Annotated in this window: 25 protein-coding genes and 1 pseudogene; 15 read left to right on the top strand and 11 right to left on the bottom strand. The window is 64.6% G+C overall.

The window, feature by feature from the left end; translation table 11 throughout:
• Window positions 1–90 precede the first annotated feature (90 nt).
• Both QSK05_RS28985 and QSK05_RS28980 read left to right on the top strand, forming a co-directional pair.
• Window positions 91–798: a hypothetical protein gene (locus QSK05_RS28985; protein ID WP_285600540.1), complete on the top strand. Its 708-nt coding sequence runs from the start codon at window positions 91–93 to the stop codon at window positions 796–798.
• Complete coding sequence (locus tag QSK05_RS28980) at window positions 795–1,961, top strand: helix-turn-helix domain-containing protein (RefSeq protein WP_285600539.1); 1,167 nt, start codon at window positions 795–797, stop codon at window positions 1,959–1,961. Before QSK05_RS28985 ends, QSK05_RS28980 begins: the two co-directional genes overlap by 4 nt.
• A gap of 102 nt (window positions 1,962–2,063) precedes the next feature.
• On the opposite strand, the gene QSK05_RS28975 is transcribed toward QSK05_RS28980, so the two are convergent.
• The 4 genes from QSK05_RS28975 to QSK05_RS28960 form a co-directional block, all read right to left on the bottom strand.
• A complete protein-coding gene (locus tag QSK05_RS28975) occupies window positions 2,064–3,020 on the bottom strand; it encodes an ABC transporter ATP-binding protein (RefSeq protein WP_285600538.1) in 957 nt (318 codons plus the stop codon).
• Window positions 3,020–3,823: an ABC transporter permease gene (locus QSK05_RS28970; protein ID WP_285600537.1), complete on the bottom strand. Its 804-nt coding sequence runs from the start codon at window positions 3,821–3,823 to the stop codon at window positions 3,020–3,022. The genes QSK05_RS28975 and QSK05_RS28970 overlap by 1 nt, the downstream gene beginning before the upstream one ends.
• Window positions 3,816–4,628 (bottom strand): ABC transporter permease, encoded by an 813-nt coding sequence (locus QSK05_RS28965; RefSeq protein ID WP_285600536.1) that lies wholly within the window; start codon window positions 4,626–4,628, stop codon window positions 3,816–3,818. The genes QSK05_RS28970 and QSK05_RS28965 overlap by 8 nt, the downstream gene beginning before the upstream one ends.
• A gap of 168 nt (window positions 4,629–4,796) precedes the next feature.
• Complete coding sequence (locus tag QSK05_RS28960; RefSeq protein WP_285600535.1) at window positions 4,797–5,399, bottom strand: hypothetical protein; 603 nt, start codon at window positions 5,397–5,399, stop codon at window positions 4,797–4,799.
• A gap of 208 nt (window positions 5,400–5,607) precedes the next feature.
• Here QSK05_RS28960 and QSK05_RS28955 point away from each other — a divergent pair, with 208 nt between their 5' ends.
• Window positions 5,608–6,240, top strand: a complete 633-nt coding sequence (locus tag QSK05_RS28955) for a hypothetical protein (RefSeq protein ID WP_285600534.1) — start codon at window positions 5,608–5,610, stop codon at window positions 6,238–6,240.
• A gap of 24 nt (window positions 6,241–6,264) precedes the next feature.
• On the opposite strand, the pseudogene QSK05_RS36515 reads toward QSK05_RS28955, so the two are convergent.
• A pseudogene (locus QSK05_RS36515) lies at window positions 6,265–6,476 on the bottom strand (TetR family transcriptional regulator); the annotation flags it as partial.
• Between the two features lie 112 nt (window positions 6,477–6,588).
• On the bottom strand, window positions 6,589–6,903 hold the full coding sequence (locus QSK05_RS28950; protein WP_285600533.1) for a hypothetical protein: 315 nt from the start codon (window positions 6,901–6,903) through the stop codon (window positions 6,589–6,591).
• A gap of 344 nt (window positions 6,904–7,247) precedes the next feature.
• On the opposite strand from QSK05_RS28950, the gene QSK05_RS28945 reads away from it, so the two are divergent.
• The 8 genes from QSK05_RS28945 to QSK05_RS28910 all read left to right on the top strand — a co-directional run bounded on the left by QSK05_RS28945 (window position 7,248) and on the right by QSK05_RS28910 (window position 14,444).
• Window positions 7,248–8,042, top strand: coding sequence for a helix-turn-helix domain-containing protein (locus QSK05_RS28945; protein ID WP_285600532.1), 795 nt, complete (start codon window positions 7,248–7,250; stop codon window positions 8,040–8,042).
• A complete protein-coding gene (locus QSK05_RS28940) occupies window positions 8,039–8,248 on the top strand; it encodes a DUF397 domain-containing protein (RefSeq protein WP_285600531.1) in 210 nt (69 codons plus the stop codon). The genes QSK05_RS28945 and QSK05_RS28940 overlap by 4 nt, the downstream gene beginning before the upstream one ends.
• Window positions 8,249–8,511: 263 nt before the next feature.
• Window positions 8,512–9,798 carry a plasmid pRiA4b ORF-3 family protein gene (locus tag QSK05_RS28935; protein ID WP_285600530.1) on the top strand — a complete coding sequence of 429 codons (1,287 nt, stop codon included), beginning with the start codon at window positions 8,512–8,514 and terminating at the stop codon, window positions 9,796–9,798.
• A gap of 209 nt (window positions 9,799–10,007) precedes the next feature.
• Complete coding sequence (locus tag QSK05_RS28930) at window positions 10,008–10,628, top strand: hypothetical protein (RefSeq protein ID WP_285600529.1); 621 nt, start codon at window positions 10,008–10,010, stop codon at window positions 10,626–10,628.
• Window positions 10,629–10,854: 226 nt separating this feature from the next.
• Window positions 10,855–11,430, top strand: a complete 576-nt coding sequence (locus QSK05_RS28925; RefSeq protein WP_285600528.1) for a hypothetical protein — start codon at window positions 10,855–10,857, stop codon at window positions 11,428–11,430.
• A 145-nt stretch (window positions 11,431–11,575) separates the two neighbouring features.
• A complete protein-coding gene (locus tag QSK05_RS28920) occupies window positions 11,576–12,388 on the top strand; it encodes a hypothetical protein (RefSeq protein ID WP_285600527.1) in 813 nt (270 codons plus the stop codon).
• Entirely contained in the window at window positions 12,382–12,813 is a 432-nt protein-coding gene (locus QSK05_RS28915; RefSeq protein ID WP_285600526.1) for a hypothetical protein, read from the top strand. The genes QSK05_RS28920 and QSK05_RS28915 overlap by 7 nt, the downstream gene beginning before the upstream one ends.
• A gap of 194 nt (window positions 12,814–13,007) precedes the next feature.
• On the top strand, window positions 13,008–14,444 hold the full coding sequence (locus QSK05_RS28910) for an AAA family ATPase (protein WP_285600525.1): 1,437 nt from the start codon (window positions 13,008–13,010) through the stop codon (window positions 14,442–14,444).
• Window positions 14,445–14,755: 311 nt separating this feature from the next.
• Here QSK05_RS28910 and QSK05_RS28905 read toward each other — a convergent pair whose 3' ends face one another.
• Together QSK05_RS28905 and QSK05_RS28900 are read right to left on the bottom strand one after the other, a co-directional pair.
• Window positions 14,756–15,292 carry a PIN domain-containing protein gene (locus tag QSK05_RS28905; RefSeq protein ID WP_285600524.1) on the bottom strand — a complete coding sequence of 179 codons (537 nt, stop codon included), beginning with the start codon at window positions 15,290–15,292 and terminating at the stop codon, window positions 14,756–14,758.
• 16 nt (window positions 15,293–15,308) lie between these two features.
• Window positions 15,309–16,373, bottom strand: coding sequence for an XRE family transcriptional regulator (locus QSK05_RS28900; RefSeq protein ID WP_285600523.1), 1,065 nt, complete (start codon window positions 16,371–16,373; stop codon window positions 15,309–15,311).
• A gap of 838 nt (window positions 16,374–17,211) precedes the next feature.
• On the opposite strand from QSK05_RS28900, the gene QSK05_RS28895 reads away from it, so the two are divergent.
• A complete protein-coding gene (locus QSK05_RS28895; RefSeq protein ID WP_285600522.1) occupies window positions 17,212–17,934 on the top strand; it encodes a carbonic anhydrase in 723 nt (240 codons plus the stop codon).
• A 166-nt stretch (window positions 17,935–18,100) separates the two neighbouring features.
• Here the strand turns inward: QSK05_RS28895 and QSK05_RS28890 are convergent, their stop codons facing one another.
• From QSK05_RS28890 to QSK05_RS28880, 3 genes are read right to left on the bottom strand one after another with little or no spacing between them, the layout of a single operon-like run.
• Window positions 18,101–20,101, bottom strand: a complete 2,001-nt coding sequence (locus tag QSK05_RS28890; protein WP_285600521.1) for a hypothetical protein — start codon at window positions 20,099–20,101, stop codon at window positions 18,101–18,103.
• Window positions 20,098–21,255, bottom strand: coding sequence for a 5'-methylthioadenosine/S-adenosylhomocysteine nucleosidase family protein (locus tag QSK05_RS28885; RefSeq protein WP_285600520.1), 1,158 nt, complete (start codon window positions 21,253–21,255; stop codon window positions 20,098–20,100). The genes QSK05_RS28890 and QSK05_RS28885 overlap by 4 nt, the downstream gene beginning before the upstream one ends.
• The gene (locus QSK05_RS28880; RefSeq protein WP_352303000.1) at window positions 21,252–21,986 is read right to left on the bottom strand and encodes an NUDIX hydrolase; all 735 of its coding nucleotides are present in this window, start codon (window positions 21,984–21,986) and stop codon (window positions 21,252–21,254) included. Before QSK05_RS28880 ends, QSK05_RS28885 begins: the two co-directional genes overlap by 4 nt.
• Window positions 21,987–22,134: 148 nt before the next feature.
• Between QSK05_RS28880 and QSK05_RS28875 the strand changes: the two genes are divergently transcribed.
• The 3 genes from QSK05_RS28875 (at window position 22,135) to QSK05_RS28865 (ending at window position 24,608) form a co-directional block, all read left to right on the top strand.
• Entirely contained in the window at window positions 22,135–23,163 is a 1,029-nt protein-coding gene (locus QSK05_RS28875) for a hypothetical protein (protein WP_285600518.1), read from the top strand.
• 444 nt (window positions 23,164–23,607) lie between these two features.
• Window positions 23,608–24,402, top strand: coding sequence for a helix-turn-helix domain-containing protein (locus QSK05_RS28870; protein ID WP_285600517.1), 795 nt, complete (start codon window positions 23,608–23,610; stop codon window positions 24,400–24,402).
• The gene (locus QSK05_RS28865; RefSeq protein WP_285600516.1) at window positions 24,399–24,608 is read left to right on the top strand and encodes a DUF397 domain-containing protein; all 210 of its coding nucleotides are present in this window, start codon (window positions 24,399–24,401) and stop codon (window positions 24,606–24,608) included. Before QSK05_RS28870 ends, QSK05_RS28865 begins: the two co-directional genes overlap by 4 nt.
• Window positions 24,609–24,721 lie beyond the last annotated feature (113 nt).

Raw genomic sequence — 24,721 nt, 5'->3', positions numbered from 1 at the left:
TTGGTGTCTGTGATGGGGGAAGCGGAAGTCGTCGGCGTACTGCGGAGCGTAGGCGTTCTGGGGGCCGTGGAATGGGCGTACGACTCGGCTGTGAGTCGCGCCCTCAACGACTATGCCCCCCGGGCCGGGTACGACGAGCAGTGGCTGGGGCAATCGCGCTACGTGCTCTTCCGCGACCGTCTCGACCGGGTCTTCGGCTGTGTCGACTACGTGGTCGGGCCCGGTGACGAGCACCTGGGCCGCGACGAGCTGTACGCCGAGCTGACCGACGGCGACATCACCAGCATGCCGAGCCTGGCTGCGGGCACGGTTCAGCGCAAAGACCTGAACAGCAGTCCCGGCTGGGTCTACGGCGACTGGCGGCTGCTTCTCACCTCGGGAGACTTCGGCAGGCTCCAGCGCATCCCCTGGGCCCAGAAGAGCCCCACCAAGCAGGCAGTGGCTCGTCAGTCCGGCCGCACCGACCCACAGCAGGGCGTCCTGTTCGATGCGGCCGAGCTTCTGAACCACCCCGAGCCAACGGTCGACCTCGACCTGCACACGTTCGTCATAGCCCACGCGCTGCACCCGGTGACCCACCAGACCGAGCTGGCGATCGGCCTGCCCCGCCGCAGCGACCGGGGCGGAGGTTCCTGGCACTGGCTCCGCTACCTCAAGACTCGTCCGCACGGAGCGGAAGACTGGAACGACGGCATCGCTCCCCCGTCCGGTCCGGCCGTCCCCGTCACCGACCCTGTCGTCAAGAGGCGCACCCACGGCGCCGAACGTGCCAACGATCGTGCTAGTGATGAGCGGTGACCTCACGCAAGCCGACCGGAGACCGCGCAGCCGACGTCGCCCCTCGCTTCGACGGCTCCCGCCTCACTCTCGCGCGGCAATTAGCCGGCCTGCGCAAGACCGATCTGGCGGCGGTCCTCGGCAAGACACCCACTGCGGTGGCGAGCTGGGAGTCCGGGGCGAAACGGCCGACGGCTTCGACGGTGGCCCAGCTGGCGCTGCGGCTGACGGTCGATCCCGGGTTCTTCGCCGTCCGGGCCGAAGACATCGCCGCTCTCAGCAGCACGCCGCACTTCCGTTCGCTGCGATCCACCACCCAGATCGCGCGCGATCAGGCGTTCGCCTACGGCCAGCTCGCCGTCGACATCACCAGCAGTCTCGAGCGGCACATCGAGTTCCCGGACCCCGACCTACCCAGCTTCCCGGTCGATGATCCGGGAGGTGACGGGCCCGAGCGAGCCGCTCAACTCGTCCGCAAGCAGTGGTCCCTCGGATCAGATCCGGCCGGCCATCTGGTGCGGCTGCTCGAGAACCACGGGATTCTCGTCATTTTCAGCCCGGAGCAGGCAGTCTCGGTCGACGCCTACTCGTTCTCCAGTGCGCTACGCCCGATCGTCGTGCTCAATCCGATCAAGCGTGACTACTACCGGCAGCGGTTCGACATCGCGCACGAGCTCGGGCACCTGGTCATGCACGACGACGCCGAGCCGGGTGGCCGGGTGATCGAGGAGCAGGCCAACCGCTTCGCCGAAGAACTACTGATGCCGGCGCATCAACTCCGCGAGCTACTGCCGGCCTCGATGGGGGGCAACGTCTGGGCTCATCTGGCTCAGCTCAAGGAGCAGTGGGGTGTGAGTGTCCAGGCGCTCCTGTACCGGGCCCGCAGGCTGGGCCGGCTGAGCGATGTCTCGTACCGGAATGCCATGAACACCATCACCCATCGCGGATGGCGTCGGCACGAGCCGGGTCTGATCAGCATCATCGAGCAACCGTCGCTGCTGCCGAAGGCGGTCGAGATGCTCGCCGGCGAAGGCATCGGGGAAGAGGATCTGATCGGGCAGTGCCGGGTGCCCAGAGGACTGTTCCGGGTCGTGACCTCACGCACGCCGCTCAGCCTGCCGCCGTCGCACTCCCTCTCTCCGCACGGGGTGACGTCGCTGTTGCCCGACGAAGAGACCCGCTGACGCGATGCTGCGGGCCGACCATGCCCCGCTGGTGCCCACCCTTCCTCGGACAGGTCTTCGTTCAGTAGAACGGGTGCTAACTCTGAGCACACCAGCGAGCCGTCATCGCCCCCGGCTCAGGTACACCCTCCGCACGACATCTTCGACATCCGGTTCCTCCACCGACAGATCCCGCACCGCCGCCCGCTCAGAAACCGCCGCAAGCAATGCGGCTGCGGTGGTGACCTCAGGATCGAAGGCCAGCCGCTGCCGCAGCCCATCGGCCTCACTCCCGAGGTGCTCGGCATGCGGCAGGTCGTGCAGGTCAGGAGTCGGCGCGGCAAGATCCACCACCAGCACCCGGCGCATCGCCACCGTCCGCGACAGTCCGGCGAGGCTACCGTCGTACGCCAGACGCCCCTGGTCGACCAGCAGGATGCGCTCGCACAACCGGCTGACGTCACCCATGTCGTGCGTCGTCAGGAGCAGGGTCGTTCCGTGCGCGGTCCGCTCAGCAAGCAAGAACTCCCGCAGACGCTGCTTGCTCACCACGTCCAGGCCGATCGTCGGCTCGTCCAGCACCAGCAGTTCCGGTGAGTGCAGCAGGGCGGCCGCGACCTCCCCCCGCATCCGCTGGCCGAGCGAGAGCTGACGCACCGGAGTCGCGAGAAACTCTCCCAGCTCCATGTTCTCGACCAGTTCGGCGGTGCGCTCACGTTCCCGGTCGCGGCTCAGGTCGTGGATGGCGGACAGGATCCGGAACGATTCGGCCAGGGGCAGGTCCCACCACAGCTGAGATCGCTGGCCGAACACCACTCCCAGCCGGCGGGCCAGTTGCCGGCGCTGCGCCACCGGCTGGAGCCCGCAGGTCAGGGCCGAGCCCGACGAGGGCACGAGAATGCCGGCCAGCATCTTGATGGTGGTGGACTTTCCCGCCCCGTTGGCGCCGATGTAGCCCACCGACTCGCCGGCTTCGATGCTGATCGTCAGGTCGTCGATCGCCGTGATCTCCCGGCTCCTGAATCCCTTGGTACGCAAGCGGAACCGGCGCGTGAGCGCCTCCGTCCGGATGATGGACATCAACCGCCACCTCCCTGATAGTGCCGGGTGCCCGTGCGCCAGGACAGCCCGGCCAGACCCCACATCCAGATCGCCGCCACGGGCGCCAGCCACCCCACCCAGCCAGGAAGGTTCCACGGTGTGGGCAGGCCGAGCAGGGTCAGGGTCGGCAGATATCCGGTGAAGGCCATGGGCACGGCGAAGCCGAAAACGGCAACCAGGGGCTTGCTCCACACCGATCCCGGCTGGTTGGCCGCGTAACGCCCGCCGTAGACCACGCTGTTCGTCATTTCCGCCGCGTCGATCAGGAAGAACTGTGCCCCCGCGGCTGCGACGAAGATGCCCGTGCAGATCGCCGTACCGGTCAGGAGGCTCATCAGGAGAAGAAGGACGCTGCTCGGCGTGAGCGTCACATCGTTGGCGATCAGCCCCACGATCAGCACGGTGATCCCGACCCCCACCCGGCTCAGGCGCCGCAAGCTGATGTCGCTGGTGATCAGCTGCGCCAGAAGCGGCTGAGGTCGCAGGCAGAAGACGTCAAAGGTCCCGGCCCGCAGATAGTCCGGCAGTCTGTCGACGTGCCCGACCAGGAGATCGGCAATGCTGAAGGCAGTGTCGGCCAGGCCGAACACCACGAGTGCGGCCGTCAGGTCCAGGCCACCGATCTCGTCCACGGCCCGGTACAGCACCCAGACCTCCGCCAGCTCCACCAGCCCGATCAGCAGCGAGCTGACCAGGTCCAGCCCGAAGCTGGCTCGATAGCTGCTCTGGGCGCGCATGCGTGCCCCCAGCAGCACTCGGTAGGGCCGGGTCCGATCACCCACCCTGCACCTCCAAGCGACGACGCCCGGCGCTGGTGATCAACCGTCCCAGCAGCAGCACTCCCGCGATCCAGACCAGCTGAACGATCACCGCCTGCCCCGCCGAGAACCCCGTGACCCGTCCGGACAGCACGTCGATCGGGGTCTGCAACATGCAGGGGAAAGGCGTTGCCCGGGCCACCGCGAGCAACCAGCCGGGAAACAAGGTCACCGGCACGAAGAGACCCGCCAGAAAGCCCGAGAGAATCATGTACGCCGTCTGGATCCCCCGCGTCTCCACGCTCCAGAATCCGGCAATGGCCACCAGATAGACCGTCAGGAAAGACAAGGTCGTGCCCGCGACGATGCTGACCGCGCTCAACGCCATGGTCACCGGTTCAAGGGGAAGACGCATGCCCCCGACCAGCACGCCAAGAGCCACCAACGGCACACCTCGAGGCAGCAGCGCGAACAGCGCCCTGCCCACCTCCTGAGCGGTGCTCGCGGTCTGCAGATCCACGGGGCGCAGAAGATCCACGGCAATACTGCCGTCTTTCATCCGGCCGGCGAGATCGCTACGCCCCGAGAGGTTCACCGACCCCAGCAGCGCCTGCGACAACCAGGTGTAGGCGGTGATCGACGCAGCATCGTAGCCCCCGATCTCCCCGCCCCCGGCCCGCACCGCGGCCACCAGAATGCTGGCCTTGAGAAAACCGAAAGTAGCGTTGGCGACCAGCCCGCCCAGCGCGGCCGCCCGGTATCGGGATCCCCGGCGCCAACCGGCGACGAACATCCGCCAGTGGATCCGGAACCACACCCGAGTGCGCATTGTTCTGGATCCTAGCGTCCAGTTTGTCTCTCAGTTCGGGATCACCCATGGTGGACGTCGATGGGCTTCAGTCCCAGCGATGACGTCGAAGCTCGCTGGAGCCCTTCACAGCAAGTGGTCGCAATCTTATGGTCGGCGCCGAGCCGGCGCCTTGGTTGATCTCTTCGATCAGCGCGGAATTTCCCAGGTGGTGACGGTCAGATTCACGGCGTTGTCCTTCGACACGGAGTTGATCACGATACGAGCCATCTTCGTGCGGGCCGGCTCGTTGACGGCCCCGAGTCCGTTGGTCACCGCACAGAGCACGAGGTCCTGACTGACTTCGACTTCCGCGTCGACCGGAGATAGCTGGATTTCCTGGGCACACTCATCGGGAGTGATGGTCGGCGACTTTCCCACGGCCACATCGGCCGACTCGAACCTCAACGTCGGCTGGGCAAATCCCGCACTGAACGCTACGTCGTAGGCGGCACTTTCGGCGTTGACGAGCGGCTGGTCCAGATCGACGTAGCGGGTGTCTCCCGTGACCAATCGCATTTGCACGTCTTCCCGGACCGGCGCGTACGAGGCTCCTGGAGAGGGCAGCTTGGTGACGAGCGGCTCGTCGGTTGTCGTGGGTTCCGCTTCAGTACTGATGGGGTCGGCCGAGGTGGTTGGGTCCGGCGCCGCGGTGGTCGGTGCCGCCGGGTCGGCGCCCGCCCTGGTCTGCTCGGGCGAAGCTGCCTGTACCGATACCGATCCGGCTCGCTCCAGGGCGATGAGCGCGACCACCAAAGAAACCCCAGACAACACTGTCGCCACAAACGCCCACATGAATGGACTGCGCATCCTGGACCACACAGAGTTTCCCCCTAGCAACGTTTCAACGTCTGTGAATTCCACGTCTACCGGCAAGAGGAACGATAGAACCCCAGCTGTGGTCGCGCAGGGATTCTTGGATTCTGCATTTTCGAAGGCCAGGACGTGAGAACTTGGAGAGATGCCAATATCGGGTTTCCGTCTGCGCGGCCGGTCGGCCGAGTTCTGGGTGGCCTGCGTCGGCACCTTGGCAGGCATCATCGGAGCCGCCGCGGCCGTTGCCGTCTTCGTCGTCCCGGCCAAGACCGGTGATGCATCGGCCGACCCGCCGACAAGTACGTCAGGCGCCCTGCCCAGCGCCGGATCGACTCAGACCGGCAGCTCACCGTCGCAAGCCCCTGTCGCGACAGCTTCCGACATCCGCTACCTGACCGATCTGTCACCGAAAGCAGGCGTCGGCTTTCTCGAGACCGAGGGCCGAAACCTTCGCCTGTCCTGCCCGACGAACCAGTCCGACGACGTCCAGCATGAAGTGACCTATGCCCTGCCGGCCGCCTACAGCCAGTTCTCCGCGGAAATGACGGTCGGGGGCGAGGCCGATCCAGAAGCAACGGCTTCAGTTCAGGTGTTCATTCAGCGCCGCTCTGATCGGAATGATATCCGGGTGCAGGTGGGCGACCCGATAGTCCTGAAACAGCAGGCTCGTACATCTTTTACCCGTCCACTCGGTGAAGCAGTTCAGCTCGTTCTCCGCGTTCGGTGCACCTCGAGAACCCAGATCGTGGAACTGAAAGCTCCTCAGCTCACCCGCTGAGCGCCGCTCGCCGATGGGCGCTGGTGGGACGATCTCGCGCACCACCGGGCCCATCGCCTCGGGCGCGCGCACAAGGCTGCCGGCAACCGCGTCGAGCGGGCCGGCCGCGTCCGGTGCTTCGGCGATCTCCTAGGCCAGCAGCGGCTCCGCGTCTCCTGCCCGACCACGAGTAGCTCGCGCTCGTCGGGAAGGCGCCGGAAGAAGGTGCTCTTGGTAAGCCCGGACCTCTCGGTGATCTGCGCGACGGTGGCGGCGTCGTAGCCCTGTTCGACGAAAAGGTCGGGCGCAGCGAGGACAAGTCATTCACGCCCATTGCCTCAAGGCATCGTCGACGAGACACTCGTCCCGTCACAGCCGCTGCTGAGCTTCAGTCTGCGCGATGACATCGAAGAAATCGGCCGCCGCCAGCAGATCACCCGCGATCGTCCGAGCCTGCCGGCTGTCCAGCTCGAACAACTCCCCCATGGCGATCCGCGGCCGGTGCACGTTCTTGCCGATCGGTACGCCGAGCAGGTCGAAGTCAACGCGCTGGGCTACCCGGACCAGCACGTAATCGTCGGCCAGCTGAGTCCGTCCGATGACGCGTTCACGATCAATGGCCTCGGTATCGACCAGTGAGATCTTCGTCCACTGCTGATCGTTCTGCGGCTGAATCTGGCTCATGCACAAGGCCCTTCAAATGCAGGCCCGCGCGTGCCTCCCCCGTTTTCACATGAGGCACGCGCGGGCGGTCCAGGTCAGGCGGGCGGCCTGAAATCATTGAGGACGCCGTTGTCCAGTAGGCAGCAACGGGAAACATCCGGCAGAGGGCACGTTCGCGACTGTGTCATGATGTTCTCTCCGTAAGACGTTTCGCAGTAGCAGTTGTCGACCGGCTGCGCACGGCCTACGGTTCACCGAAATGCCGTCTGGGGGCAAGGCTCGGTTTCCGAGCGGGGGCAACCTGCAACGTCCGAAAACGTCGATCGCACTGTCACGGGGGTGGCAGCACCATGCCAGGATCACAGTTGGTCCGCAGCGAGCTCGGGCTCCGCCTCGAAGCCGCCCGCAAGAAGGCCGGGAAAACACAGAACGACATCGCCGAGGCCAAGATCTTCGGCCTGACGAAACTACGGGAGATCGAGACTGGCGTTCGGGCCGAGCCCGGTGACGTCTGGACGCTGTGCCGGTTCTACGAAGTGGAACCGGGCGAGGCCAAAGAGCTGATTCACCTTGCCGATATGGCCAAGTCAGAGGCGTTCTGGGAAGACAGCCGCGATGCCGTGCCGGGATGGCTGGATCTCTATCTGGCTTGTGAACGGCGATGCTCCAGGCTCGCCTACTGGCATCCCGAACTCGTGCCGGGAGTCTTTCAGACCAGCACTTATGCCGAGGCGGTGATGGACACGGACGGCCCGGCCGATCCAGCCGTAGTCGCCATGCGCTTGAGACTGCGCCAGGAACGCCAGCGATCCATGCTGGAACGCACCGATCGATCCGTTCAGATCGTTCTCGGAGCGGGTACTTTCGACCTTGAAATCGGTTCAGCAGAGGTCATGACTGAACAACGGGCCTTCCTGGGGAAGGTCAACGAGCAACCGGGCGTGGACATCCGCGTCATTCCTCATCGCGCCCGGGCCCACTCCGACCTGGCCGCCCGGTTCTCCCTGATGGACTTCCCGGACAACCAGCGCCCCTCGGTGGTGTACCTCGAAGCCCTCACGGGGGCTCGCTACCTCGAAGGAACGCGGCACGTCAGCGCCTATCGTGAGGCCTTCGCTAACCTTTGCCTCACCAGCGTTCCAATCGAGGAGTTCAAGTGACGAACTACGATGACGGCGGTTGGGTCAAAGCCACGGCTAGCAGCGGTTCTGGTGAGTGCGTGGAAATGCGTCGCACCAGTGAATCTGTGCAGGTCAGGGACAGCAAGCTCGGGGAGAACAGCCCTGTGCAGTCTCTGACTCCGGCCGGCTTCGCCACCTGGCTGGAAAGCGCGAAGAGCGGCGAGCTCGACTCCCTCTCTAGCTGACGACTCGTCCTGGCCGCTCCAAGTCCCCCGGAACGGCCAGGACAGCCCGATGCGCTGATGACCGATAACATCTACCCGGTCACCGCACTGTCGGAGCAAAGCTCTCGAGAAAGCCGACCCTGCAGAAACTCACCCCTCGGCCACCGACCTGGCAGCATCAGAAGGATGGTGCAGAAGAAGCGACGCGCTCCACACCGCTCCGCGACCCGTTCCAGCGCGTCCTTGACCCTGGCCCCGGCCATTCCGCACCGTCCCAGGTAACGGTGAGTCCGCTTCCTCTGCCGCCCGAACTCAGCGATCTACCCGACGATGTGGGCCGTGAACTCGCCCAGCGCGTCGTGACCAGCCTTCTTGATGCACTCAGCCAGACCCGGCACCGGATGGACGCGGAGATGGCGGTCTCGTCGATCTTCGGCACCGTCACGGATGCCATGGACGGCGCCGACGATCGGCAACGCATCGAAGCCATCAGCCTGCTGCTGAAGTACGCCGTGGCCGCGTGTCTGCGGGCCCCGGGTCCGATGGCGCTCGGGCTACTGCTCCTGCTGGCCGATCAGGGTCCCGCGCACGTGCGTGAGCTGGCCCTTCGCGCGGCCGTGCAACTCCAGGAACTGGACATCGTCCCTCCCCGCTGGGCCCGGCCCGTGCCTCTGACGGTGCAGCGGGCCTGGCTCTACGGTGACGTCAGCGGTGTTCAGGCCTCCTGTGGCGTCCACTTTTCCTACGGTCACCGCGAGCACACGCTCATGGTGCTGATCGACCATGTCCTGGGCGGCGGTATCAAGGACACGTGGTTCATCCAGGGCAGCGACGGACTGCGCGCACAGAAGCAGGCCGCGCTGACGGCGGCCGACGACCCGCGCGCCTACTTCCGGAACATTGACGAGAAGGAAGCGCTCAGCTGTCTGCAGGACGCGCTCAGCCGACCGCCCTGCCCGGAACAACCCGACCAGATCGAAGACATCGACGCTTTCCTCTACCTGACCCACACCCGTGCCCGACAGATGGCCGAGGGGATCGGTGAGCCGAGCGTCCCCTTGTACTCGGACATCCTGTGGAGCAACGGAGGCACCATGGCCGAGACCGAGATCCAGGTCGAGGAGATCTTTCAGGTCAAGGTGTTGGTCACGGGCAGCAAGCCGCCGATCTGGCGGCGGCTGGAACTCCCCGACGCGGTCACGCTGCCCGCCCTGCACGAGATCATCCAGGCCGCCTTCGGCTGGAACGGCACCCAGAGCTACGAGTTCGCCTACGGTGCCGGGCGCAACCGCCGGCCTCTGGACGAAGAGCCCAACACTATGCGTTTGTTCTGGCTCTTGAAGGGCATCGGTGAGAAGGCCACCTACACCTACGGCCCCTGGCAGCTCACCCTCGAAATCGAGAAGCTCTTCGACCCGGAGGACGACACTCCGTACCCGCAGTGCACCGGTGGGCGGCAGGCAGCGCCACCCGAGCAGGCCACCACGCCGCCATCGGCGGATGAGAGCGACGCTGCTCAGTTCGAGCTGCCTGCGGTCAATCGGGCTCTGGCTCGTTTCGTTCCGGATTAGTCTCACCTCGCCCAGTCCGGGACCGGCCGAGCCTCGGTAAGGATTCGTCATGCGGGGACACCGTCTGGTCGGGGCACCAGGAGCCATCGACGTGCTCAGCGCCTTTCAGCTTCAACCGCCCAAAGAGGCCGAGAACAGAAACCGGGTTACGCGCTGGGCGGCAGAGGCTTTACCTGGTCCGATGGGGTCTCGAAGGTGAAGCAGGTGTGATGGAAGACCAAGTGGTCGAGCATCACTGTGACGGAACTGAACGCGATCACCCAGCCAGCCGGTCTCGCTCCTGGGTGATCGCTTGCGTCGTGACGGCCGTGGTGATCGGAGCAGGGGCCGGCACGCTCGCCGGGGCCATACCCGGGGTTCCGTTGCGCAGTGGTCCGCTCAAGGCCAACAGCGCTACCGAGATCCTGGCCCCTATCCGCCAGGGCAACACCGGCGTCTTTTGGGGTGTGCTTGAGTTGAACGGCCCACCCAGCGGTTCCATCGTGTTGGACAGCGTTCAGATCGCCAACAACCCCGATGACGTGGAACTACTTCGAGACCCGTATATCTGGGATGAATATCGGTTCTCTCTCATGGAAGACGGCGGGTTCAGCGCATACCCGCTGCCCCTACCTCTGAAGGCTGAGCTGCCGGAGAATCGGGAGATCGACGGTTTCAGACTCACGCCCGGAAGTACACCCCAAGTGATCCTGGAATTCGCCACACCTGAGAAGGCCTCCACCGTGCAGGGAATCAAGGTTCGCTATCACCAAGGCCGACTGGCGTACGAGAAGACGTTCGACATGTCATTTACTCTCTGCCCACCCAGCGATCCGGCCCTCTGCCATTAATGCTGATGGTGGACGCCGATGGGCTCCGGTCCCAGCGACGACGGCTCAGTCATCCGCCGCCGCCAGCAGATCACCCGCTCGGTTCTCGCCGCCCTCATCCATGAAGGGTCACCACGCGTACGCGGGAACTCCCTGTGGCTGGTGTATCGATGAAGGCCTGGGCGATGAGGTTGGGACTGTAGTGCTTGACACCACCTGTCGGTCCAAAGGGGGCATAATCCTGGGTATGGCTGGTGGATTTGAATGGGACGATTACCCGTCGCACACCGCGTTCACCGCGGTTCCGGGAAAGACCGTGGCCGAGGTCAGGAGCTGGCCCCTCTTCGGAGCGTCCTGGCTGTCGATCGATCTGGACGACATAGACCGCATCATCTTCGAGAGAGCTGAACCCTTTATCGGCAACGACCTGGTGATCCTTCACCAGCGTCCCGGTGGAACCTTGATCTGGGAACCCCGTGCCGCCAACCTCGCCTTGGGCGCGGCGATTTCGCGGCCTGCCCGGGAGCAGTCGATGATCATGGGCTCCGTCGTCAGCATTGAAGGTAAAGGAGCGTCGTTCTCCGTGGCCGATGCGAACGGCCTGGTGTCAGCCAGCTCGAACCTCATGGACGATGAGCTCTTCGGGAACGACCCCCGTCGCTACGCCGACAAATTTCACGAGTTCGGGGTCGTTCCTGGACGCCTCACCTTCCTACCGTGCGTGAAACTGGTGGAGTTTGCGACCGGCATGGAAATCCAGCCCCCGCAGAACTGCCCCGAAGGAGAGGAGCTCATCTTCGGGCGGCTCGCCTCCGTCCCCTGAGCTGCTGGAATAACGGCTGAGGGCTCGTCGTGCTGAGCCCTCCCCTGCGCGGGAACTCTCAGTGGCGGGCGCCTCGATGAAAGCCTGAGCAAGAGACGGCAAGGGGCCACTTCAACCATCTGTTGTCGAAGGATCAGCCGCTGGCGTGGAATCCGACACTGGCTCGGCCACAACCAATTCCGCTCTCACCCCGGAAGGTTCGGAGTACGAGGGGTACCAGGGCAACTACGGCAACACCCTGGAGCGCTGGTACCGCCGGGCGGCCGTGGTGATCTGGCCCCGCTCGAAAGACTTCGCCGTCCGTGCCGAGGCCGCACCCTCCTGGGCACTGGACGAACTCGTACAGCGGGCCCAGGGTCCGGACGGCATCGGCGTCACCGCGGACGATCTGAAACCCTTCTGGCGACAGACCATCTCCGCCCTGCGCGACGACCGCTCCGTGCTGGCGAAGACCCTCGCCGCAGCGCACGCGGCCGGCGACCCCGACCTGGCCACCATCCTGCTCGAGCCCTTCACGATCGAGCACGTCGCCGCCCGGCACCTCAGCGCCCTGACCGATCTCACCGCCACGTTCGGCATCGCGTGGACCACCTCTCTGCTCGAGGGCTGGTTCACCGTGAAAATGCACCATTACCTGGGATTCTCCCGCGCGGACTGGATCCGCCAGCTGCCCGAGCTGTGCGCCCGGCCCACCATCACCGGCCGGTCCCGCGCGGCCCAGGAAAGGCGGGCCGCCCAGGAAGGTCTGCAACGCAGCCTCGTCACCCTCGCCTGGCCGTCCCTGGCCCTCCTGCTGAGCCGCACCGCGAGCGCGCAGCCGACCTCGACTGAACGGCAGGAACTGGAGAAGCTCGGCACCGCCCTGAGCGCATGCCTACGCGCCGCCATCACCGTCGAGGCGAGCGACGTACTCACCGCTGTCGCCAAGTTCTCCCGACAGCATCGCCCGCCGTGCTGAGTGCCCTGCGCGACGCCGCCGAGCAGGATCCTGGCTCTGATTGGGAACCCGTCTTCATCACCCTCGGCGCCGCCGAGGCAAAGCTCCTGAGCAAGCGCCTCGACACTCCCGTCCGCTCCCCCGGCGACTGGTCGATCGCTCTGCGGTCCGGCTGCACCTGCGACCTGTGCCAGACCCTCACGGCGTTCCTGGCCTCACCCCAGCAACAGACCAAGGACTGGCCGCTGGCCAAGAACTCCCGCTCTCACATCCACTCCCGCATCGACAGCGCCGAGTTGCCCGTCACCCACGTCACCCGCCGCCAGGGACGCCCGTTCGTGCTGGTCCTGACCAAGACACGAGCCCTGTTCACCCGGGACGAACAGCAGCGAGCCCGCGACCAGGACGACCTGGAATGGCTGACGGCACAGGGGATGGCCGGGTAGCCGACGGGACAGTAAGGACCACCTTCGTTCGTGATCAGGCAAACCTTCCCCGGGGAAGTGGCGGCACCTCCCCAGGGAAGGCTGGTGGGCCGGCCTCGGTACCCGCCGGTGCGCCCCCCGACGAACAGCAGCGAAGCGTTACCACTTGATGTAGATTGAATCTACATAGATGCGATCTACCTTGGGGGCTTCCGTTGTTCGTAGGCCGGCGCACCGAACTGTCCCTGCTGACAAAACGGATCCGGCACATCACCCAGACAGGGACCGGCCTTGCGGTCGCCATCCGGGGGCGGCGCCAGGTCGGCAAGTCCCGCCTGGTCCAGGAGCTGTGTGACCGGTCCGGGCTCCCTTACCTCTACTACACCGCCGTCAAGGGCGCCTCGACCACCGAGTCGACCACCGATTTACTCGCTGCCCTCACCGAGTCAGACTTGCCCGTCGACCGGGCTCTTCTGCCGACAAGCCCGGCCGGTGGCTGGGGAGACATGCTGCGCGTGCTGGCCGGTGCGCTGCCCGACCGGCCCAGCATCGTCGTGCTCGACGAGTTGCCCTGGCTGGCGGAGCAGGACGACACCTTCGACGGGCATCTCCAGGTGGCCTGGGACCGCCTGCTGTCACGCCGGCCGGTGTTGCTGCTCCTGCTCGGCAGCGACCTGCACATGATGCAGCGGTTCACCGCCTACGAGCGCCCTTTCTACGGCCGCGCCGACACCCTCGTGCTCGGGCCACTGAACCTGGGCGAGACAGCGGCAGCCACGTCGCTCACCGGCACCGATGCCATCGACGCCCACATGATCACCGGAGGCCTTCCCGGTATTCTCCTGCGCTGGCCGGCCGGCATCCCCGCGGAGGACTACCTGCGCGATGAGTGCACCGACCCGGCCTCGCCGGTGTTCACCGTGCCGGAACAGTCACTGGCATCGGAGTTTCCAGGTCCCGATGTGGCCCGCCGGGTGCTGGAGGCCGTCGGGGGCGACACCCGGGCCTTCACCAGCATCGCCAGTGCGGCAGGCGGCCAGGACGGACAGGTGAGTTCAGGCACCCTGTCGCCCCTGCTGCGCCGGCTCACCGACGACAAGCAGGTGCTGGCCACCGACCAGCCACTGTCGACCTCCGGCGGAAAACCCGCCCTCTACCGGGTGGCCGACAGCAACCTGCGCCTATACCTGGCGGTCCTCAGAGAGGTTCACAATCTTTCCCGACGCGGCCGGCCAGACGTCGGCTTCCGCCTGTTCCAGAACCGGTGGAGCAGCTGGCGCGGGCGTGCCGTTGAGCCTCTGGTCCGGCTGTCCCTCGAACAGGCCGCTCTGACCGGCGACCTGGACTGGCCCCAGGTCCAGGTGGTCGGTGGCTGGTGGAACCGGCGCTTCGATCCCGAGATCGACCTGGTCGGAGCCGACCGCGGGCCCATTGCCTCCCACATCCACTTCTGCGGGTCACTGAAGTGGCTGGGAACCCCCTTCGACTCCCACGACCTGCGTCAGCTGCGCGAAGGATCAAACCAGATACCAGGTTTCGACGATCAGCGCACCGGTCTCGTGGTCGTCTCCCGTTCCGGAGTGAACCTGCCCGACCAAAGCGTCGACCTGATCTGGGGACCGGACGACGTGGTGGCCGCCTGGCAGGAGTGAGTAGTTCACCTCCTCGGTGATCATCTATCGTGGTGCGCGCTGGAGCGGATGAATCGTGAATAGTTCTATGCCGCCATGAGTAGCCTCGACGAGGAGCGGCTTGTCCCGTCTCCCCGGCCACCAGGCATTCATCACCTTCGCCCAAGGCATCGGGGCGACAATGCCGGCGAAGGCACAACGCATCGCCATCGAACGCCGCCGGGGCTGAGCAGAACGCGGCCCCAGTCGCCTGAGATCAGTGAGGACGTTGTTGTCCAGTTAGCAGGGGCAGTCGCCGTCGACGGTCTGCACTCTTTACCCAATAAACTCTTTCAGGTCAGGTCTTCTGGCCCACCAGGAAGCCGTAAGTGCCGACCCTCATCCTGCATCGCATGAAGAAGCTCAAAACCTTGTTGAGCCGTCACTTCCCTGGACTTCACCGCGATCCGCACCAAGTCCAGCGTCTCGTACGTCTCCAGTTTCTGACTTCGGGCGTAGCGCAGGGCCTCTCGATCGTCCGACACCCACCAAGAGCCGGCGAACTCGGCCGAATTCTTGATCAAATAGCAGGTCTGGGCCTCTCCGAGATGCTGCGTCGCCCGGCTGCTGGTCCCACCGAAGACGGCACGACGAATTCGTTCAACAGCCTGCTGACCTTGACGATCGGTAACCTCGATCGGTAGGCCGAGCCAACCATCGAATGACAGGCTAGTGAGATCGGGCCATGTGGCGCTGGACCTCTGCGCCTCACGCGCCACCGCATCAGTCCAGCGACCTCGCCCGGACATGATCTGCCTGAGCAGCGAAAGCTTCTTGATAGCAGCAAAATTGCAGAGAACGGTGTTGTCAGGAAACACGAAGTGCGACACAGCCGGCAAGTCACCTTTAGTGCGATTCGAGTGATTCCCGCAGACTATCAACACCTACGCCCAGGAGCGCCGCATAGGGACGCAGCGTCGCTTCTCCGGTCTCATAGGCTTGGTAGGCATCACGGCACAGCAAACCAGGGGGCCTGGGGCGACTGGCCTTAGAGACCAGACCGGCGTAAACAGCGCTGCGCCCGGCCATTGCAGCGGCCTTCGCGCTGCTCAACTTCCTGAACTGGTCACATACATCTGAGTCGATGAGCCCTAGATCCTTGAGCCGCAGGGCCAGACTGCTCGGCGAAACCGCTAGCTCGTCAGCCAACCGGGCGAATGAAGTCTCGTCGATTTTCGAAGTCCCGGCCTCCGCCCTCAAGCGTTCCAGGGGCATCAAGAGTGTAGCAGCAAAGGCATTGGCCTGGCGTTCACTCTGGTCCAGCCGGTACTCGGCGTCATAGACGTTCGCATCGACATGAAGTTGCTGGTCATCACCGTTCAGGAGATGGCCTAGCTCATGGGCGATGGTGAAACGCTGGCGAGCCGGTATCTGTGAGGTGCCCACCAGAATGAGTTTCACCTCATCGCTGGAGACCGACAAGCCATCGAAGCCTGGTCCCAATGCGCAGACAGTCACGTCAGCGCCGAAGGCAGCCTCTATGACCTCGGCAAATTCTGGCTCGGCTACCGAACGTCCGACCGCAGTAATGTGCGCTCGGGCCGCCTCGGCCTGTTCTTCCGCAGCCCTCTGCTGCAGGTCAAGACCGCGCCAGGGCTGCCCGAAACCCAGAAATGCCATGTCTGATCTCGTGGTGCTGAGCCTTTGGGCCTCTTCAAGCGCCAGGGCGGCAGTGCCGCCGGTCGAGCGTGCCGCAACGGCCAGCTCCGGCTCAACCCCGGTAATGAGCCAATCCACGGTGACACCACACTGCTCCGACACCTGGGCAAGATCCAGGGAGCTGAACCGCCGGCTTCCACCGAGCGACTTGGAGAGTTTGGTGGCGTCGAGACCGATGCGCTCAGCAAAATCCCGATGCGTGAACCCCGATACGGCGATCAGCTCGCGCACGCGGTCAGCTGTGGTCGACATGAGAAACACCGTACAAACAAGTTGCGATAATCGCAATCCAGCCGAAGGTCGAATGGACTGAGTCGCGACACCATGGCGGCGGCGCGAAATCTGCACCAGGTACTCTTCGCCACCGATGACGACGCGTAGGCCGGCGCCCGGGCTGAGGCTGTGGTCAGCATGGCCCGCCTGCCCCATCTGGCGGTCGAGGTGATCGGCATGGAGGCCCAGCGGCTCGGTGCGCCGCCGATGCAGGTGGTGGAAACGTCAAGATCGGCACGTTCACCACCGGTGAGGACGAGGAACTGGACGCTGCGGTGGACGAGGTGCGCCGGCGTCGGGCGTTCTCCAGCCGCGATCTCACCGTCGGGCCGAGAGAAGATCACCGACGATCGCCTGCGCCCACGGCGGGGCGTCCAGACGTCTCCGGGTTCGGCTCTGACACCGGTCTCTATCTTCCTCCTCCACCGGATGGGTGGCCCGTGTGATCGCGGATAATCCGCTGGTGATTCACCTCGCTGACATGGCCACGTCGGAGGCGTTCTGGAAAGACAGCCGGAATGCCGTGCCGGGGTGGTTCGAACTCCACCTGGCCTGCGAAAGGCCTGCGTGCGGGCCTGCTTGACCTTCGACTCCGCGCTTTCGGCCTGCACGCAGTTCCGCTACAGATAAGAACTCTGGCCGACCGAGAGGCCACCGCGAGATAAGCTGTAACTGAATGGAATCGATCCAGATCCTAACGTGACCGCTAGTCGCGGAACGTGTTTCGGCGTACCCGTCGAGTGGCAAGCTGGCAAACTGGAGACGACTGAGGCTATTGTCTGGAAAGCCAACCATTCCCTTGGAAATGACGCCCGCCATGTCGACTTCTGCCGCTTCCCGCCGATCCCTGCTTGTTTCCGGCGGCGCTGCCGCGTTAGGTATCGGCCTTCTCGGGGCCGGTTCCGGTTCCGCCCAGGCCGCGGTCTCCCGCTCCGCCGCCGTCACCACCCCTCAGGCCGCCCTGGAACGACTGCTCAGGGGCAACCGCCGCTTCATTACTGGGCATGCCCGTCACCCCGACCAGACCGTCACCCACCTGCACGAGATTGCTTCCGGTCAGCATCCTTTCGTCACCACAATCGGTTGTGCCGACTCCCGCGTCTCCCCCGAGATCTTGTTCGACGAGGGCCTGGGCGACATCTTCGACAACCGGGTGGCCGGTAACCTGGTCGACGACTTGCTCCTGGGCAGCGTCGAGTTCGCCGTCGAGGAATTCGCCACCCCACTGATCCTGGTGCTCGGGCACGAGCGCTGCGGCGCGATCAGCGCCGCCGTCGAGGCGCTGGAGTCCGGTAGCACCCCGGCCGGCCACATCGGCACCATCGTCGAGGCGCTACGCCCGGTCGTCGAGCCGCTGCTGGGCACCTCCGCCGATCCCGCCGAGACGATCGAGGCCGCGGTACGCGCCAACGTGCGGGCCCAGGTGCAAGCACTGACCGAGCAGAGCTCGCTGATCGCCGAGCGCGTGGCCAAGGGTGAGGTGCGGGTGCTGGGTGCCCGTTACGACCTGGACAACGGCAAGGTCACGCTCGTCCACTGACCCTCGCCAATGCGGTAATCAGGAGTTCCTGCCTCCAGGAAACCCAGTCATGCTGATGCCCCTCGCGCTCGGTAATCCGAGGCGAGGGGCATCAATGGTGGACGCCGATGGGCTGCGGTCCCAGCGACGACGGCTCAGTATCCCGCCGCCGCCAGCAGATCACCGCTCAGTTCTCGCCGCCCTCGCCCATGACGGCCAGCAATTCGGCCATCCGCTCCTTGCCTCGGGACTTCTCCAGGTTCACCCATTCCTTACCCTCGGCCGCGATCCCCTCCAGCACGTGCAGGGTGTTGTTGAGACCGGCCGCGTCAAAGGTCACCTTCGACACGACGCCCGGGGTGTCTTCCGGATCCACTTCGTCTCCAACACCCGCACCGTCCACCGGGATATCGAACTTCTGGCCGTCGAGAAGACGCAGTTCGAACATCTCGTGCCCACTGTCGCCCTCGGCCACGTAGACCGAGGAGACCGTCCCGAAGCTATAGTTCGTGCGCTTTTCCTTGCTGAAAACCGCCTCTGCGAATTCCAGCTCGGTACTCACCTGACGAACGCCCTCATGGGTGATCAGGAACACCAGCAGCCGGTACCGCGTGTACCTCCACGGTCCGTTCACCACGCGTGCTCGAGAGCTTCCGGGGGCGGGTGCCTCGATGAAGGCCTGTGCGATGAGGTCGTCAGGTGCCACGTGGTAATGATCCAGCAGCTTCTGCATCAAGATCTTCCGATCGCAGTCCAGCCAGGTCGCCATCTCCGTCTCGCTGGGGCGATCGGCCAGCTTCTGGGTCCAGCGCTCGTAGGCCTCCATGCTGTGGGCCAGAACGGCCTCGGCCTCGCGCGACTCCCGTTTGAAGCGATCCTTCTCAGACACCAGGCCGATCCAGCGCGGTGCACCGACGCGAACGGCACCGACGGCAACGACTGTCATGAGGAGGGCTTGGAGCGGCTGCGCGCGGAAGGCCTCCATGACCAGGAGCAAGCCGAAGATGGTGAACGCGGTCAGGCCCAGGGCAGTGTTGCGTTTGGTCTCCGTAGAGGCGCCCAATTCTCTTCGGTACTGCCAGAGTGCGCCCGTCTCCCATTGTGTCCGAACGACGCTCACCCGGCGGCGGACCAGCCAGGCGAGCTGTGGATGCTTGACGTCGCTCTCCCGGAAGATCTCGACGATCTCATTGCGGATCAGCCGACGAATGCCGGCGGTCTGCTGCTGCCACGAAGTACGTTCCGTGTCTCGCGGCACGTACGTGCCGAAGTAGCGATCGAAGTAACGATCAATCCCTTCGGCGAAGCCGCCCTTGGGAGGTGCGGTCATCTCAGGCAGTTCCCCGAAGAGCACTTTCTCCCTGGCCCGTACAGCATCCTTGGCGGCCAGCCAGTGAACCCCGTCCACCAACAGACGATAACCACCGAAGAGCGCCGGAAGGACGGCGACCGCATGCCAGCCGGCCGTGCCGTGCAGGACCAGAATGGCCAGACACAAGACAGCGACGGCGAAGACCAGGCCGCACACCACCAGAACGACCGAGGTCAGGTCGTCGGCCCGGACCGGTTCGGGATAGTAGCGCCGTGGCCGTGCGGGCACCGGCTGAAAGTATTTCCAGACTCTTTGGACCCGCGCATCTTTCAGCTGGTTCTCCGTGGCCTGCTGAACTGCCCGATTCCAGAGATTCCTTTCCTCAGGTCCCTTGAGGAGAAGCTCCAGATGCTGAAAGATTTTGTCTTGCTGTACCTTCCCCAAGCGATCAAACCGTGGGTCCGGAGGATGATCCTGATCATCGTTCTGAGCGATCAGCAGGCTCCGAATGGTTGTCACACCATCGGCCCAGGCATCGTGCCGGGCGGGTCGATACTGTTTCAGGCGCTCCCGCAGTCGCCGATGATCGGGATCGGTCAGTTGCAGAAGCGTCTTCCCGCTCAGCAGCGCCAGCAGCCAGTGAAACATCACATCGCTGCCGCTGTGGCCTCTTGCCATCGCCAAGTCGATGTACTGCCGGGCCGTTTCCGGAGCACCGGTATCCAGATAGTTCACACCGATCTGGTAGCGCCGGGCCGGTGAATCGTCAGGAGCTGTCTGAAAGATGACATCGCCGCGGATGGTCTGCACCTGCATCGCGACGAACGCGGAGTCCGCGGCAATGTTGTTTCCCTCGCGCACGTCATCGAGCATCACGTCAGCCCCCGGACCAGTGTGAGAATCGTCGACAGCTTCGAGGCCAGATCGGCCAGATCCCCGACCAGCCCTCGCAGTTTCTTCAAGGCGACGACCACCAAGCCCGTAGATGCAGGCTTTTCCGAGATGATCGATGCATCCACGACCGCCAGCTCGGCTGCTGCCGCTTCGTACGTGGCTTCGTCCAGCCGTCCTTCCCGACGAGCCTGATCGAGGTCCAGCCGGAATTGCTTGATCTCCTTCGCCAGGTCGAGCTCCTGGTCCTGATCGGCACCCATCCGAACGCCACCGTAGATCGTGCCCGCCTGCACTCCCACGCGGGCGTTGCCCATCGCGATGTTCTGATGGGACCCACTCATGGCGGTCCTCCTCTCCGTAGGACGTGCGTCGTGAGGCTGAGAGGGTGCGGACCGGCCCAGTTGTTCGGCCATGGCCAGCGCGAAGGCCGCCGCATGACGGGCTGCTTCCGGTTGTCGCTTCCGGTCGGTGGCAGCCATCTTGCTTCCATCGGCCCGGTCACTGATACCCCGCACCACCACAACAGGAAGGGATCCGTTCAGGTGCCCAGCCTGAGCAACCCCCGCGCTCTCCATCTCGATCGCCAGCGCGTCGTTGTAGTGAGCTTCGACCCATCGCCCGGGTGGTGCGTCCGCGGAGTTCAGCACGACTTCACCAGCTGCGATGGGGCCGAAATGCACGGATGGACGAACGCTTCCCGCGGAAGTCGGTTTCCACCAGGCCCCGTCTCCGGCCAGTTCGCGCGCCAGCTGATCGGCGCTGTGCGAGGTCTCCCAGACGCGGGGCCGGCTCTTCATCCCGTCGTTCTCACTGAGCGCGCCATGATAGGCGTACACGTGGGTGGCCACGACAACGTCACCGAGTTCGATCTGCGACTGCAGTGCTCCCGCAACGCCCACGAAAATAACTGCCGCCGGTCTGAACTCAGCCATAGCTCGTTCGGCCAGAACCGCTGCCGAATGATTGCCCTTGCCGACGAGCGCAAGCACCACTTCACTCGTTCCCCCGCTCACCCGACCTCTTCGGAAGCGAGTTCCGTGCTGGTGCAGGTACGGACGAACGTCTTCCAGACCTTGCTCGATCGCCTGGCGTTCCAAATCGAGAGCGGTGAGAACAACAACCGGCCGGTTACTCATTCGAGCGTCCTTTCAGACATCAACGGTTCTCCGCTACGCACGATCGGTGGGTAGAGCGAAACCTGGGTACCGGCCCTGAAGAGCTTCGCCGGTCGACCGGTTCCGGGTTTTCGAGACGATCCTTCCGGAACAATGAACCCCTCTACCCGATGCACCTTTCGATAGAAGTTCCTGGGATCCAGACGCACTCCCCAGACCGCCTCATAGACCTGTTGCAGCTCAGAGATGGTGAACGTGGACGCGCAGAAAGCTGTTGCCAGCGAGGAATGCTCAAGCTTCGCACGAGCCATCTCGACACCATCGACAATGATCCGCCGATGATCGAAGGCAACCCTGAATCCGTCCGCCAAAACCTGATCCACCGGCCACCAGCCCGCTTGCGCGGCGTCCGTGCCCGCGACCGGCTCGGGCAGACGCGGGGCGATGGCCAGGTGCGCCACCGACACCACCCGGCCTCGGGGATCCCGGCCCGGTTCCCCATACACGCCCAGCTGCTCCAGGTGCACGGTCCCAGCCGCCAGCCCAGCCTCCTCCGCAAGCTCACGGTGCGCCGCAGCGACTATGCCCTCCTCGTCATCACGCAGGAAGCCTCCCGGAAGAGCGAAATCGCCCCGGTACGGCTGGATCCCCCGCTCGACCATCAGCAGGTGCAGCCTCGAACCGCGCAGCGTGAGGATGACCAGGTCCACGGCCAGAAGGACAGATGGCGGAACCCATGAATCTTCGACAATTGGGGCGGACATGTCCCGACCATAGCTTTTTGTCCGAAGGACATAAAGGAGCGGATTTCAATCCCGCACTTGAGGCTCAGCAGCACCCGGATCTCGCTCACACTGTTGCCAGTGGGGCTTTTGTGGTTTTTGGGGCTAGTCTTCCTGGATGGTCGAGGCGCCCCTGCCCTGGAAACAGCCCCGCGTCCTGATCGCTCCGTCGTACGGGGACCCAGCGGTCCGCAAGCGCTGGCACGACACCATGGAAGCGCCCATCTCCTTCACCGCGGCCCGGATCTCCCAGCACCTCGACGCCGGTGAGCTCGACCAACTGCGTCAGCACCACCCAGACAGCACCGCACGCCTCTGGGGTGCCAAACCACGCTTCGATGCGGCGATCGACCAGCTGTCGACCGGAGACCTGGTTCTCTTCACCGGCCAGAGCCGGCTACGCGCCATCGGGACGTTCGGTTTCAAGACGAGGAACGAGCGGCTGGCCGACGAGCTCTGGCCACCGGCGCCGGGCGAGGCGGGCTGGACCAACGTCTACAGCGTCACCGATCTCCTGCCGGTGCAGGGAATCAGCTACCCGGAGCTGGCTACGTACCTGGGGTACGGCGAGAAGTATCCGTTCCAGGGCACGCTGCTCGTGTCGGCTGAGCAGGCGTCCCGGGTCATCGCCAACTTGGGCATCGAGGTTCACGGCAGCCAAGACGTCGAGGAGTCGGCGGACGTAGCCGCTCTCCTTCCGGTGTACGGCCGGATCCCTCTCGAACGCATGCACGTCAGCGAGAGCGCTTACGACCAGCACGCGCGCACGATCAGCATCCACCGGGTCGAGGCATTACTGGTCCAGCGGTACGCGGCGTCCAGGCCGGACCAGGCCATCGAGCGCATCCGCACGGAGACTGGGTACACCGACCTCTACGTGCCCGCCGAGAAGGATCTGATCGAGGCGAAGCGCGGCGCCGGCCACGGTTTCGTTCGCGAGGCTCTGGCGCAGCTGCTCGACTACAGCACTCACACCGACGTACCGATCGACCGCCTGACCGCGCTCTTCCCCAGCCGCCCCGCGGATCGAGGGATTCAGCTGCTGAATCGGTTCGGCATCGACTGCCTCTACTACGACGCCCCGGAAGATCGGTTCACACGAGTTCCTACGTCTGCAGAAGCGTTCAAGGCCGTTCGAACGCTGTAGTCACGTTCCTCAGGGACGACGACCCGCGGAACGACACCTTCCACATCGAAGAGCTGGAACTGGTTCGCAGTGCTGGTCTTTCCCTCTCAATATCGACTCTCAAAGACTCCACTGTCCTCCGCAAGGCCGTGACCCGCCACGGTAGATGGGCTCTACAGCCATCCAGAACTGGCACCTTGCATCACCCGAGATCGATGAGAAGGCGGCAGTGCCGGGGAACCTCCGCCGGCAGTGGACGCGTTCCTAGCTGTGTCATGATGGTCTCTCCGTAAGACGTTTCGCAGTAGCAGTTGTCGACCCACATCGACCAGCTGCGTTCACGGCTTACGGTTCACCGCAATGCCATCTGGGGCAAGGCTCGGTTTCCGAGCGGGGGCAACCTGCAACGTTCCAAATCGTCGATCACACTGTCACGGGGGTGGCAGCACCATGCCAGGATCACAGTTGGCCCGCAGCGAGCTGGGGCTTCGTCTCGAAGCCGCCCGCAAGAAGGCCGGGAAAACCCAGAGCGACATCGCCGAGGCCAAGATCTTCGGCCTGACGAAATTACGGGAGATCGAGACCGGGGTTCGAGCCGAGCCCGGAGACGTTTGGACGTTGTGCCGGTTCTACGAGGTAGGGCCGGACGAGGCCAAAGAGCTGATTCATCTGGCTGACATGGCCAAGTCGGAGGCGTTCTGGGAAGACAGCCGAGACGCTGTGCCAGGGTGGTTCGATCTTTACCTGGCATGCGAGCGTTACTGTTCGAAACTGTCGTACTGGCATCCTGAGTTGGTGCCAGGCATCCTCCAGATGCCCGGGTACGCCAGGGCTGCCTCCGATACATCGGGCACCAGCGACCCTGCCATCATCCGCAAGCGTCTCGCCGTTCTCGATCAACGACGACGAGCCATGCTCGAGCGCGAAGACAGGAACGTAGAGATCGTCCTTGGCCCCGGCACCTTCGAAAGCCAACTCGGGTCAGCAGAAGCCATGACCGAGCAGCGGGAAGCCCTGACCGCTTTCAATAAACTCCCCGGCATCGATATCCGTGTCATCCCTCGACGCTCCGACATCCACCCCGGGATGACGGCCCGGTTCACGCTGATGGACTTCCCTGACGACCGACGCCCGTCCGTCGTGTACCTCGAAGCGCTAACGGGTGCCCGATACCTCGAAGGGAAGCGGCACGTCTCGGCCTATCGTCAGGCCTTCGCTAAAATTCGGAGCGTCAGCATTCCCATTGAGGAGTACACATGACGAACCGCAGCGACGGTAGATGGATCAAGGCAAGCGCCAGCAGCGACGGCGCGGAATGCGTAGAGATGCGCCCGGCCGGCCCCAGCGTCCAGGTCAGGGACAGCAAGCTCGGCCACCGCAGCCCCATCCACACGATGACTCGTGCCGGGTTCGCCACCTGGCTCGCCAGCGCCAAGTCCGGTGAGCTCGACCAGCTGTCCCGTTGAAGTAGCGCTTCGGCCGCCCCACTTTTGAGTGGGGCGGCCTTCGTTTGCGCCCAGAATGGTTCTGCCCGATAGCGCACAGTCCCGCGACTACCTATGGTCACGCAATGGAACGT

This window comes from Kineosporia sp. NBRC 101731 (genome assembly GCF_030269305.1).
GTDB lineage: Bacteria > Actinomycetota > Actinomycetes > Actinomycetales > Kineosporiaceae > Kineosporia.
This window is presented reverse-complemented; position numbering and strand designations above follow the sequence as displayed.

What these genes read in the sequence shown, in the direction of transcription:
- QSK05_RS28975 (WP_285600538.1), bottom strand. Translation starts at nt 3,020, where the DNA reads ATGTCCATCATCCGGACGGAGGCGCTCACGCGCCGGTTCCGCTTGCGT.
- QSK05_RS28965 (WP_285600536.1), bottom strand. Translation starts at nt 4,628, where the DNA reads ATGCGCACTCGGGTGTGGTTCCGGATCCACTGGCGGATGTTCGTCGCC.
- QSK05_RS28955 (WP_285600534.1), top strand. Translation starts at nt 5,608, where the DNA reads ATGCCAATATCGGGTTTCCGTCTGCGCGGCCGGTCGGCCGAGTTCTGG.
- QSK05_RS28950 (WP_285600533.1), bottom strand. Translation starts at nt 6,903, where the DNA reads ATGAGCCAGATTCAGCCGCAGAACGATCAGCAGTGGACGAAGATCTCA.
- QSK05_RS28930 (WP_285600529.1), top strand. Translation starts at nt 10,008, where the DNA reads ATGGAAGACCAAGTGGTCGAGCATCACTGTGACGGAACTGAACGCGAT.
- QSK05_RS28925 (WP_285600528.1), top strand. Translation starts at nt 10,855, where the DNA reads ATGGCTGGTGGATTTGAATGGGACGATTACCCGTCGCACACCGCGTTC.
- QSK05_RS28900 (WP_285600523.1), bottom strand. Translation starts at nt 16,373, where the DNA reads ATGTCGACCACAGCTGACCGCGTGCGCGAGCTGATCGCCGTATCGGGG.
- QSK05_RS28895 (WP_285600522.1), top strand. Translation starts at nt 17,212, where the DNA reads ATGTCGACTTCTGCCGCTTCCCGCCGATCCCTGCTTGTTTCCGGCGGC.
- QSK05_RS28885 (WP_285600520.1), bottom strand. Translation starts at nt 21,255, where the DNA reads ATGAGTAACCGGCCGGTTGTTGTTCTCACCGCTCTCGATTTGGAACGC.
- QSK05_RS28875 (WP_285600518.1), top strand. Translation starts at nt 22,135, where the DNA reads ATGGTCGAGGCGCCCCTGCCCTGGAAACAGCCCCGCGTCCTGATCGCT.
- QSK05_RS28865 (WP_285600516.1), top strand. Translation starts at nt 24,399, where the DNA reads ATGACGAACCGCAGCGACGGTAGATGGATCAAGGCAAGCGCCAGCAGC.